Annotated in this window: 10 protein-coding genes; 1 reads left to right on the top strand and 9 read right to left on the bottom strand. The window is 72.4% G+C overall.

The features are described from left to right. Positions 1-30: 30 nt before the first annotated feature. Both BJ993_RS15700 and BJ993_RS15695 read right to left on the bottom strand, forming a co-directional pair. On the bottom strand, positions 31-762 hold the full coding sequence (locus tag BJ993_RS15700; RefSeq protein WP_179649827.1) for a hypothetical protein: 732 nt from the start codon (positions 760-762) through the stop codon (positions 31-33). Between the two features lie 189 nt (positions 763-951). Further along, positions 952-2,301 carry a protoporphyrinogen/coproporphyrinogen oxidase gene (locus BJ993_RS15695; RefSeq protein WP_179649826.1) on the bottom strand — a complete coding sequence of 450 codons (1,350 nt, stop codon included), beginning with the start codon at positions 2,299-2,301 and terminating at the stop codon, positions 952-954. A gap of 114 nt (positions 2,302-2,415) precedes the next feature. On the opposite strand from BJ993_RS15695, the gene BJ993_RS26005 reads away from it, so the two are divergent. Beyond that, on the top strand, positions 2,416-3,426 hold the full coding sequence (locus BJ993_RS26005; RefSeq protein WP_179649825.1) for a DUF4349 domain-containing protein: 1,011 nt from the start codon (positions 2,416-2,418) through the stop codon (positions 3,424-3,426). On the opposite strand, the gene BJ993_RS15685 is transcribed toward BJ993_RS26005, so the two are convergent. From BJ993_RS15685 to BJ993_RS15655, 7 genes are all read right to left on the bottom strand, one after another. After that, the gene (locus BJ993_RS15685; RefSeq protein WP_179649823.1) at positions 3,329-4,711 is read right to left on the bottom strand and encodes an MFS transporter; all 1,383 of its coding nucleotides are present in this window, start codon (positions 4,709-4,711) and stop codon (positions 3,329-3,331) included. The genes BJ993_RS26005 and BJ993_RS15685 overlap by 98 nt on opposite strands. Before the next feature lie 37 nt (positions 4,712-4,748). Next, the gene (locus BJ993_RS15680; RefSeq protein WP_179649821.1) at positions 4,749-5,246 is read right to left on the bottom strand and encodes an NADPH-dependent FMN reductase; all 498 of its coding nucleotides are present in this window, start codon (positions 5,244-5,246) and stop codon (positions 4,749-4,751) included. 5 nt (positions 5,247-5,251) lie between these two features. Beyond that, a complete protein-coding gene (locus tag BJ993_RS15675; RefSeq protein WP_036547699.1) occupies positions 5,252-6,412 on the bottom strand; it encodes an LLM class flavin-dependent oxidoreductase in 1,161 nt (386 codons plus the stop codon). 66 nt (positions 6,413-6,478) lie between these two features. Further along, the gene (locus BJ993_RS15670) at positions 6,479-7,729 is read right to left on the bottom strand and encodes an SfnB family sulfur acquisition oxidoreductase (RefSeq protein WP_179649819.1); all 1,251 of its coding nucleotides are present in this window, start codon (positions 7,727-7,729) and stop codon (positions 6,479-6,481) included. Next, positions 7,729-8,850 (bottom strand): dimethylsulfone monooxygenase SfnG, encoded by a 1,122-nt coding sequence (gene sfnG / locus BJ993_RS15665; RefSeq protein ID WP_179649817.1) that lies wholly within the window; start codon positions 8,848-8,850, stop codon positions 7,729-7,731. Before sfnG ends, BJ993_RS15670 begins: the two co-directional genes overlap by 1 nt. Positions 8,851-8,972: 122 nt before the next feature. Beyond that, entirely contained in the window at positions 8,973-10,229 is a 1,257-nt protein-coding gene (locus BJ993_RS15660; RefSeq protein ID WP_179649815.1) for an acyl-CoA dehydrogenase family protein, read from the bottom strand. A 10-nt stretch (positions 10,230-10,239) separates the two neighbouring features. Continuing rightward, positions 10,240-11,508, bottom strand: a complete 1,269-nt coding sequence (locus BJ993_RS15655; RefSeq protein WP_179649813.1) for an acyl-CoA dehydrogenase family protein — start codon at positions 11,506-11,508, stop codon at positions 10,240-10,242. Between the last annotated feature and the right edge of the window lie 131 nt (positions 11,509-11,639).

The raw sequence follows: 11,639 nt of genomic DNA, 5'->3' as shown, positions 1-11,639 counted from the left end.
GGACCGGACCGGCCGGGGTGGTGTGGTCGTTCACGCGCGGCCGCGGAAGGCCTTGTCACCGGCGAGGAAGCCGAGGGCGATCACGACGAGACCGATCGGACCGGTCATGCCGGCCATGTACTGCAGCGGCGAGATGCCGAGCAGGAGGGTCAGGCCGCCGCCGATGAGCCCGACGAGGCCGAGCCACTTCGGCAGGCCACCGGCGCGGGCGAGCCCGAACAGGCAGATGCCGGAGAGCCCGAGCAGGCCCCAGCACCACGGCACGGTGCCGATCCAGTGGTTGTAGAAGGTCGCGCTCTCCGGGACGACGGTGTCCGTGTCGCCGGCCGCGAAGATGAACTCGGTGTCGAGGCCGGACCCGACGATCAGCATGACCGACGTGACCAGCACGCCGCTGAAGGCCACCAGCGGCAGCACGCTGTCGCGGGCGGCCGTCGCCTTCAGCCGCCGGTAGAGGCCGGCCGCGAACACGATCATCAGCACCGCGCTGACCATCGTGAACGTGTGGAAGGCCAGCATCTGCGGCACGAGGTCGCTGAGGCGCTCGGAGATCTTCTCCGCGTTGCCCTGGAGGTCGGGGTCGTAGACGGCGTTCACCATCGACGACGTGACCATGGTGCCGATCCCGGCGACGCCGGCCAGGAGGCCGGCGAGCGCCCACCGGGTCGGCGGGTAGGTGGTGGTGCCCTCCGGGGACCCGGTCTGGCCGGTCTGTCCCGTCTGGTCGAGGGCGGTCGGGGGGAGGTGGGTCTGCGTTGTCATGACCCGAAGGTGCCGGGCCCCGTGTCCCGCCCGACAGGGACAACGGGGCACACCTCGCGGGACACGCGAAGTGTGAGGTTTTCTCCTGCGAAGTGCGTGACTTTCTCCATCGAGGTGTGACGACTTCTCGCACACCTCGGCGGAGAAACAGGCGCACTTCGGCGGAGAAACTCTCACACCTCGCGGGGGTCAGGTGAGGAGGGAGGCGGCCGCGGTGTGGGCGGAGGCGATGGTGGCCGGGATCCCGACGCCGTCGTACGACGCCCCGCAGACGGCGAGGCCGGGGACCGTCGCGACGGCGGCGCGGATGCGGGCGACACGGTCGGCGTGGCCCACCCAGTACTGCGGGAGTCCCCCGCCCCAGCGCTGGACGACCGCGTCGACCGGCTCGGCACGGAGGCCGGTCGCGTCGGCGAGGTCCGCGAGCGAGGCGCGGACCAGCTCCTCGTCGGGGACCTGGAGGGTCGCCTCCTCGCCGAACCGGCCGAGGGAGGTGCGCAGCACCAGCAGGCCGTCGCCGGCGGCGCGGACCCAGTCCCACTTGGCGAACGAGAACGTCGAGGCCTTCACCCGGCGGCCGTCGACCGGCGGCACGAGGAAGCCGGAGGCGCCGATCTCGAGCGCCTCGACGACCGCGGGGTCGTCGGCGCGGTAGGCGAGGGTGGCGAGCGCGACCGAGGCGTAGCCGATCCGCACCAGGTCGTCGGCCGCGGCCGGGGCGAGCTCCGCCACGAGGCGGGCGGTCGGCGCGGCCGGCGTCGCCAGGACGAGCAGGTCCGCGATCTCCTCGCCCGCCGGGGTGGTCACCCCGAACCCCGATCCCGTACGACGAACGGCACTCGCCGGGGCGTCGTACCGGATCTCGACGCCGGGTCGGTCGGCGAGGTCGGCCTCGAGCGCAGCGGGCAGCCGCCACATGCCGCCGTCCACGGCGGCGAAGACGGGCGGGGCCTCCCCCGCCGGAACGGGCAGCGCGAAGTCCGGGCGCGCGATCAGGTCGACGAGCTGCGGTACGGCGGAGCGCACGGAGATGTGGCGGGCCTGGCCGGCGTACACACCCCCGAGCAGCGGCTCGACGAGCCGGTCGACGACCTCCTCCCCGAACCGGTTGCCCACGACGAATCCGACGGACTCGTCGCTCCCCTCGGGCACGGTCGAGACGTACTGGTGGCGCGCCCGCGCCATCCCCTCCGGCGACAGGATCCCCGACTCCTCGAGCTGGTCGAGGTCGAGCGGCGCGCCCATCACGGTGCGCGGCAGCGGGCGGAGCGCGTCGCGCGTCCAGACCCGCGAGGTGGCCGTGGTGGGGTGGACGAGCGGCAGGCCGAGGTCGGCCGCGAGGGCGATGCCCTCGGGACGGCGGTGCAGCATCGCCTCGGCGCCCACGTCGACGCTCACCCCGGCGACGGACCCCCCGCGGAGCTTGCCACCGGCGCGGTCGGAGCCCTCGAGCACGAGCACGGAAGCACCGGCCTCGGCCAGGTCGCGCGCGGCGACCAGTCCGGCCACCCCGGCCCCGACGACGATCGCACTGCGCACGGCTGCAGTCTCCCAGAGGCCCCGGGGGAACCGACGGCAGGCAGGGAACCGACGGCAGGCAGGGAACCGACGGCAGGCAGGGAACCACCCGGCGGCGTACGACGTCGCACCACCATGAACCCGACCCGCACCCGCCTCACCGCCTCGCTCGCGGCGGCCACTGCCGTCGCCGCCCTCACCCTGCTGTCCGGATGCTCCGGCTCCGGGTCCGACGGTGGCGACTCCGCCGGCACGGCCGACGCCGCGGTCGCCGCCGACGAACCCGCCGACTTCAGCGGGGCGAACGAGCGCGACGCCCTCGCGGACGAGTCGGTGGCCGCGGAGTCCGCTCTCGATTCGACGGTCGACGGCGTGTCCGACAGCGCCGGCGGAACCGCCGCCAAGGAGGTCGACCCGTCGAAGGACGCCGCCCGCGTCGCGCCCGGCACGTCGGTGATCCGGACGGGCACGGTGTCGCTGGAGGCCGACAACGTCGAGAAGGCCCGCTTCGACGTGCGCAAGGTCGTGGACAAGTACCGCGGCACCGTCACCGAGCAGGAGACGACGACCGGGGACGAGGGCGAGATGAGCACGGCCCGTCTCGTCGTCCGGGTGCCGAGCGCGAGCTTCGAGGACGCGACCCGCGACCTCGAGGAAGTGGCGACGCTGCTCAGCTCGAACACCGCGGGCGAGGACGTGAGCACCGAGGTGATCGACGTCGACGCCCGGATCCGCGCCCAGCGGGCGAGCGTCTCGCGGGTCGAGGCGCTGCTCGACCAGGCCACCAACCTGCAGCAGGTGATCTCGATCGAGCGTCAGCTCGCGAACCGGCAGGCGGACCTGGACTCGCTGGTCGCGCGGCAGAAGTACCTCGCCGACCAGACCGCCCTCTCCACGATCACCGTCACGGTCGAGCAGCCCGAGGAGGACGAGCCGGAGAAGAAGGACGACGACAACGGCTTCGCCAGTGGGCTGAAGGACGGCTGGGACAGCTTCGTCGACGGACTCGTCGTCGCCCTGACCGTCCTCGGCTTCCTGCTCCCCTGGCTCATCCTCGTCGCAGTGCTGGGTCTCCCGGCGTGGCTGGCGCTGCGGCGGCGTGCCGGCCGCCGACCGGCCGCTCCGCCTGCTCCGGCAGCGCCGTGAGGTCGCGGCCGCGGGTCTCCGGCAGGAGCGCCATGCAGCCGAGGCTGAGCACCGCCACGGCCACGTTGTACGACGCCACGAGCCACAGCGAGTCGTCGCCCAGCTCCACCAGCCAGGCGGCGATGAGCGGGGTGAGCCCGGACGCGACGACGCCGGAGAGCTGGTAGAGCGCGCTGAGCGCCGAGTAGCGGTAGCGGGTGTCGAACAGCTCGCTCCAGAAGGCGGCGAGCGGCCCGTAGACCGTGCCGTAGACCAGGCCGAGCCCACCGACGAACGCGGCGCTGACGGCGACCGTGCCGCCGGAGTGCACGGCGGCCGCGACGGGGAAGGCGATCACGAGGCCCGCGAGCGCACCGACCCGGTAGACGGGCCGCCGGCCGAGGCGGTCGCTGAGGGCTCCCGCCACCAGTGTCATCACGACGCCGAGCACGGCCCCGGCCATGATCGCGTTCAGCACGGTCGACCGCGCGACACCGACCGTGTTGACGGCGTAGGCGAGCAGGAAGACCGAGTAGAGGTTGAACGTGAAGCCCTCGATGAACCGGGTGCCCATGCCGAGCAGCAGCGTGCGCGGCTGACGCCGGAACAGCTCGCGCACCGGCACGGAGCTGACCTCCTTGCGCTGCTGCACCTCCCGGAAGGCCGGCGTCTCCATGACCGAGAGCCGGATCCAGGCGCCGATCGCGAGCAGCACGATGCTCAGCAGGAAGCAGGCGCGCCAGCCCCACGCGAGGAACTGCTCGTCCGGCAGGCGGCTCGCGATCGCGAAGGCACCGGAGGCGAGGAAGAGCCCGCCGGGGACGCCGATGTGGGCGAAGCTGCCGAAGAAGCCGCGCCGCTCGGCGGGAGCGAACTCGACGGCGAGGAGCACCGCGCCGCCGTACTCGCCGCCGACGCCGATGCCCTGGAGCACCCTCAGCACGACGAGCAGGATCGGCGCGAGGACCCCGATGTCGTCGTACGACGGGAGGAGGCCGATCAGGGCGGTGCCGGCCCCCATGATCACGAGCGTCCAGATCAGCATCGCCTTGCGTCCGACGCGGTCGCCGAAGTGGCCGAACACCAGGCCGCCGATCGGACGGGCGAGGAAGCCGACGGCGAAGGTGCCGAACGCCGCGAAGGTCGCGGCGCTGCCGCTGAGGCCGTTGAAGTAGAGCTTGTCGAAGACGAGCCCGGCGGCGGTGCCGTAGAGGAAGAAGTCGTACCACTCGATCGTGGCGCCGACCGCGGCCGCGAGCGCGACGCGACGCGGAGTGGGTCCCTGCGGTGCAGGTGGGTTGGTCATCGTGCCTCCCGAGACGAGGTGGATGAGGGACGGAGGGTCAGGACGGGCGCAGCAGCTTCTCCACGACGGGCCTGCTCCGGGCCAGCCAGTCCGCGTACGCCGCCGGGTCGTCGTGCTCCTTGTCGAGCACGTAGAGCGCACTGCCCGGCACCACGCCTCCGAGGTGGCTGAGCAGCGGCACGAGACCGTGCTCCGGGGCCAGCGCGTGCGCCGGTCCCCCACCGAGCATCAGCGGCACGGCCACGCCCGAGAGCTGACCGGCCGCGAAGCGGTCGAGGAAGAGCTTCAGCAGCCCCGTGTACGTCGCCTTGTAGGTCGGGCACGCGAAGACCACCAGGTCCGCGCGACCCACCTCGGAGACCAGCCCGTCGATGGCGGCGTCGGTCCAGTCGACCAGGCCGGCGCCGAGCGTGGCGACGTCGACGACGAGGTCCGGCTCGCGGCCGACCAGCTCGCGGTGCAGGTGCAGCGCGGCGGACAGCGTGCGGCTGGCGGGCTTGGGGTTGCCGACGACGACGGCGGTGCGCGTGCTCACGCCCGTCACCGCCCGACCGACGCGAACGGGACCGAGGCGCCGTGGTGGCGCTGCGGGCCGTCGTACTTCCACAGGCCGCGTTCGGCGAGGATCGGCAGCACGCCCTCTCCGAACCAGTAGGCACCCTCGAGGTGCGGGTAGGCCGACAGCACGAACTCGTCTAGGCCGAGCTCGGCGTACTCCGCGATCCGGTCGGCGACCTCCTCGTGGCTGCCGACCAGCGCGGTGCCGGCGCCGCCGCGGACCAGGCCGACGCCGGCCCAGACGTTGGGGTAGATCTCGAGCTCGTCGGTGCGCCCGCTGTGCAGGTCGAGCATCCGGCGCTGGCCCTCGGACTCGCTGCGCCGCAGCCCCTCCTGCACCTGCTTGATCGTGGCCGGGTCGATGCCCTTGAGCAGCCGGTCGGCCTCGGCCCACGCCTCCTCGGAGGTGTCGCGGGTGATCACGTGCATCCGGATGCCGAACCGGATCGGCCGGTTGTCCGGGCCACGCCCCTCGGCCGCGGCGAGCTCGCGGATCCACGCGATCTTCTCGGCGACGGCCTGCGGCGGCTCGCCCCAGGTGAGGTAGACGTCGGCGTGCTCGGCGGCGACCTTGCCGGCCGCCGGCGAGGACCCGCCGAAGTAGATGTCCGGCACGGGGCTGGGGATCTGGCCCAGCTTCGCGGCCTCGACCGAGAGGTGCTTGCCGGTGAAGTCGACGGTCTCGCCGGTCCACAGCCGGCGCACGATCTCCAGGAACTCCCCGCACCGCTCGTAGCGCTCGTCCTTGTCGAGGAAGTCGCCGAACATCCGCTGCTCGTGGCTCTCGCCGCCGGTGACGACGTTGAGCAGCAGGCGACCGCCCGAGAGGTTCTGGAAGGTGCCCGCCATCTGGGCCGCGAGGTACGGCGCCACGACACCGGGCCGGAACGCGACGAGGAACTTCAGCCGCTCGCTCGTCTGGCTCAGCATCGCGGTGGTCAGCCACGCGTCCTCGCACCACGCGCCGGTCGGCGTCAGCGCGGCCTCGAAGCCGTTGTCCTCGGCGGCGCGCGCGACCTGGGTCAGGTAGGCGACGTCCGCCGGACGGCCGGCCTGGCCGGGGTTGACGCCGTGGCCGCCGCCGACGACGTGGCGGCCGTCGCCGCCGTTGGTGGGCAGGAACCAGTGGAACTTCAGGGACATTGTCTCGGTTGCCTTTCGGGTGCAGAGGTCTCGTGACAGTCGCTGCGCGACGTCCTCGACCACCGCTCAGATCTGGCCGTGGTTGGGCGGTGGCGTGCCGTCGATCGCGTGGCGACCGAGGTGGTGCACCTTCCAGGCGGCGGGGTCGTGCAGGGTGTGCGTGCGGGCGTTGCGCCAGTGCCGGTCCAGGCCGAGGCCGCGCAGCGCCGAGCGGGTGCCCGCCACCTCGAAGAGCCGGCTGGACGCCTCGAGCGAGGCGGCCGTCGTGGACGCACGGGCCGCGGCGACCGCAAGGCTGGCCTCGGCGGCGGTCTCCGCGGTGAGGTCCGCACGGGCCCGGTCGACCGCGCGACCCGCCTCGGCGACCAGCGCCTCGGCGGCCCGCACCTGCAGCTCGACCTCCCCGAACGCCTGCACGACCAACGGGTCGTCGGCGGCACCGTCGGTGTCGTAGAGGGCCAGGGCGTCCGGGTAGGGCCGGCTGCTGGTGGTCACGAACGCGGCCGCCTCCCGCACCGCCGCGCGGGCGATGCCGGCGTCGATCGCGGCGTGGAGCAGCTGCGCGAAGGCGCCGTACACCTGCGGGCGCTCGAACGTCAGGTGGTACGACGTCACGCGGTCCGCCGCGACCCGGACTCCCTCGAGCCGGACGGTGCCGCTGGCGGTCGTGCGCTGCCCGAGCCCGTCCCAGTCGTCGATCACCGTGACGCCTCCGGCGTGGCGCTCGACCCACGCCACGGCGAGGGGTCCGCCCTCGCCGAGGTGCGCCAGCACGGGGATCCAGTGCGCGAGGTAGGCACCGGTCGCGTAGCCCTTCTCGCCGTCGAGCACCCAGTCGCCGGGGCGGTCGGGGTCGGGCCGCAGGGTCGTCGCGTGCTCGCGCACGTGGCGGCTGCGGATCTCCGACTGCGCGTTGCCGAACCGCTTGCCGGCGACGACCTCGCCGAGCAGGAAGCGCTTCTGCTGCTCACTGCCCTGCTCGACGAGCGCGTTGACGTAGACGAAGTGGCTGTGCGGGACCTGGGCCACGTTGGGGTCGCCGGTGGCGAGGATCCGCACGACCTCGGCCAGCACCTCGGCGCCGAGCCCCGGGCCGCCGTACTCGACGGGGACGGTGATCGCCAGCAGGCCGGCCGCCGAGAGCGCCTCGACCTCGGCGACCGGGAGGATCCGCTCCCGGTCGCGCCGGGCCGAGTCCTCGGCGAAGGCGGCGGCCAGGTCGGTGGCCGTCGCGATCGCCGAGGCGGCGGTGTGGGTCGCCGGGTCTCGTGACGGTCGCTGCACGACCTCCTCGACCACCGAGGGTGCCGCTGACATCAGACCCGCTCCAGCTCCGCGGCCTCGAGCTCGCGGACGATCGGGAGCACCTCGCGCCCGAAGTAGGCGACGTCCTCGAGGTAGTGCAGGAAGCCGAGCAGGAAGAGGTTCACGCCGCGCTTCTTGTACTCGATGATCCGGGTCGCGATCTGCTCGGGCGTGCCGATCAGGCCGGTGCGGAAGCCGTCGTTGTACTGCACGAGGTCGGCGAACTCAGAGTCCTGCCACATGCCCTTCTTGTCACCGGTGCTCTGGCCGGCCTGCTTCACGGCCGAGCCGAAGCCCTCGACGGCCTCCCGGTCGGCCTTGTCGACGATCTCGCGCAGCACGTCGCGGGCCTCGGCCTCGGTGTCGCGGCCGATGAAGAAGCCGTTGACGCCGAACTTCACCTTGCGGCCGTGGACGGTCGCGACGTCGGTGACGTCCTGGATCTGCTCCGAGATGCCCTCGGGGGTGTTGCCGTTGGCGAAGTACCAGTCCGAGACCCGGCCGGCCATGCCGCGGGCGTCGGTGGAGTTGCCGCCCTGGAAGATCTCCGGGTGGGCGCGGCCCGGGACCTCGAACGGCTTGGGCTTCAGGTCGAAGTCGTGCAGGCGGTAGAAGTCGCCGTTGAGCTCGGCGTGCTCGGAGGTCCAGATCTCGCGCACGTAGCGGATGAACTCCTCCGAGCGGCGGTAGCGCTCGCCGTGCTCGAGCCACGGCTCACCGAGCTTGGTGAACTCGTCCTTGAACCAGCCGCTGACCACGTTGATGGCCGCGCGGCCGCCGGAGATCTGGTCGGCGGTGGCGATGAACTTGGCCAGCACGCCCGGCTGCCACAGGCCCGGGTGGACGGCGGCGATCACCTTGAGGCGCTCGGTCGCGAGCAGCAGCGCGAGGCTGAAGCTGGTCGACTCGTGCTGGTAGGCGGCGCCGTACGACGCGATGTAGCGCACCTGCGAGAGGGCGTACTCGAAGCCGTTGTTCTCGGCGAGCCGGGCGAGCTCGACGTTGTAGTCGTAGCTCCAGTCCGTGCGCTGCTCGATCTTGCTGACCACCAGTCCCCCACTGACGTTGGGGACCCAGTAGGCGAACTTGATGGGCTCCGCGAAGGCCTCGCGGTCGAAGACGTTGTCGGTCATGGGATGCACCTCGGAGATAAGTCGAGTAGTTCGATAGACATTAGCGGACAGATGGCGGGACGCAAGACGCAACAGGGTCGCCGGCCCCGTGGAACCGACGACCCTGCGAGAGGCAGAACCTTTCAGCGCGCGGTGCGACCGATGGCCCAGGCGTACGGCGGCGGGGTGCCGTTGACGAGGTGGCCACCGACCACCCGCGCCTTGAGGATGCGCGGGTTGTGCGAGGACACCGTGCGGGCGTTGCGCCAGTGGCGGTCGAGCCCCTTGGCGATGGCGGTCCCCGAGGCGCCCAGCGTGTCGAACAGGTCGCTCGTCAGGCGGAGCACGAGGTCGGTGACGACGACCTGGGCCGCCGACGACTCGATCTCGGCGCGCTCGTTCGCGGCCGCCACCTGCTCGGGCACGTCCGCCGCCACCGCGGCCAGGTCGGCGACCTCCTGCACGGCGTGCGCGACCCGCAGCGCGGCCGCCTCGGCGGCGTACACGGCGGCGGAGGCCTCGCCGATCCGGGCGAGCACCTGCGGGTCGTCGCGCACCCGCGCCGCATTGGCGTGGGAGTAGTTCCGCTCGCGGTTGCGGACGTGCTCGACGAAGTCGTCGACCGCGGCCCGGCCGATGCCGGCGAGGACGGCCAGCAGGTTCAGCTGGTAGAGCGCGGTCTGGTACGGGAAGCGCTCCCCGAACGGCAGCACGTCCGCGGCCGCGACGATCGCGCCGTCGAAGGTGGTCGTGCCGCTGCCGGTGCCGCGCTGGCCGAAGCCGTCCCAGTCGTCGGTGACGGTGACCTCGGGCTCGCGGGTGTCGACGATCGCGATCGCGAACTCCGGCTCCTGCCCGAGGCCGGCCCCCTCGGCCGGCTCACGAACGATGCGGGCGTAGACGTCGGCCCACTCCGCGTAGATCGTGCCGGTCGTGTAGAACTTGCTCCCCGTCAGCCGGAAGCTGCCGTCCGGCTGGGCGGTGAGCACGGTCTGCTGGGAGTCGATCGCGGTCGCGCCGACCTCCGACCACGCGTTGCCGGCGATCTCGCCATCCACGAAGCGGTCGAACCACACCCGCTGGTCGCGGCCCCGCGCGTGCTGCCACAGCCGGTCCTCGACGAGGGCCGCGTGGCCGCGCAGGGCCTGCGGCAGGTTGCTGTCCGCGGCCGCGAGGTCGATCCAGAGCTGCGTGAGCTCGGGTATCGAGGCCCCGCGGCCGCCGTACCGGGTCGGGACGCGCAGCGCCCCGAAGCCGCGCTCCTTGAGGCGGCGCACCTCCTGGTCGGGCAGCACGTCGTCGAGCTCGCGCTGCAGGGTGCCCAGGCCGATCTCCTCGAAGACCGGTCCGTACGACGCCCGGAGCTCCTCGAGCAGGGAGCGGGTCTCGGTGATGCTCATCGCGACCTCCTCACGTGTACCAGGTCGGCTCGGGCAGCTCGCCGAGCAGCGCGTAGCGGCCCACCTCGGCACGCTTGTGCGCGACCGGGTCGTGGAGGCTGTGCGTGCGGATGTTGCGCCAGAAGATGTCGAGGCCGACCGAGCTCGCGGTCGCGCGGGCTCCCGTGACGTCGTACACGCGGGTGCCGATCTCGAGGCCGGTGTCGATCGCGACCTGCTTGGCGGCCGCGATGACGACCTCCGCCTCGCCGCGCTCCTCCGGGGTGACCGTGTCGGCGTGCGCGTTGATCGCCTCGATCAGCGTCGCGGCCCGCTCGGCCAGGGCCTCGGCGGCCCACAGCTTCGAGCGCAGGTCGCCGTAGGCCTCGAGGATGTAGAACTCCTGGGTCGCCGTCTCCTTGAGGTCCGGCGTGTAGGGCCAGGGGCGGGTCTTCTCCCGCGTGTACGTCGCGGCCGTGGCCAGCGCACCCTCGGCGATGCCGAGGTAGATGTTGGCGAAGATGATCTGGATCAGCGGCACGTTGAGGGTGTTGTAGACCCGCGGCTGGAACTCCCAGCCGGCGTCGGTGCGCACGTAGCCGGCAGCCGAGGCCCACGGCGTGCGGACGCCGTCGATGACGACCCCGCCGCTCTCGGTGAGCCGCTGGCCGAGGGTGTCCCAGTCGCCCTTGAACCGGATGGCGGGCTGGTCGGTCGGCACGATCGCGAAGACGTGCTGGTCCGTGCCCTCCAGGACGCCCTCCAGCACGGTGACGTCGGAGATCCGGCCGCCGGTCGAGAAGGACTTCTCACCGCGGAAGACGAGCTCGCCGTCACCGTCCTCGGTACTGTGCTCGACAGTGATGGCCAGGTCGGCGTCGCGGGGGTTGACCGCGCCGCCGAAGAACCACCTCTCCTTGGTCGCCTGCTCCTCGACGGCGGCGATCTGCTCGGGGGTGCCGACCAGGCGCGCCGCCCAGAACCACAGCAGGTGGTAGCCGAGCAGTTGGCCGATCGACCCGTCGCCGGCGCTGACCGCGCGGATGACACGCAGCGCGGTCGTCCAGTCCTGGCCGCCACCGCCGTGCTCGACCGGGCCGAGCAGGGTGACCAGCCCGGAGTCCTTGAGGAGCTGCACCTCGGCCGTGGGTACGGCGAGCGCGCGGTCCCGCTCGACAGCGTCGGCCGCCAGCGTCGTGGCCACCTGGCGGGCCCGCTCGAGCCATCCCTCCGGGGTCGTCGGTCGGTCGGTCCACCCGCCGGCAGCGGTGCCGGTCGCGGTGGTGAGGTCAGCGGTCATGGGGCGTTCTCTCCTTGCGGGTCGTGGCGAGACGAACAGTCGTGTTACTGTTTGTCTACAGACTTACTTGACTTAGTGGGACCGGCAAGGCCTGCAGCGGCAGGATTCGCCGATCGCGTGATCGGCCGGAG

This window comes from Nocardioides aromaticivorans, from assembly GCF_013408525.1.
Taxonomy (GTDB): Bacteria; Actinomycetota; Actinomycetes; order Propionibacteriales; family Nocardioidaceae; genus Nocardioides; species Nocardioides aromaticivorans.
This window is presented reverse-complemented; position numbering and strand designations above follow the sequence as displayed.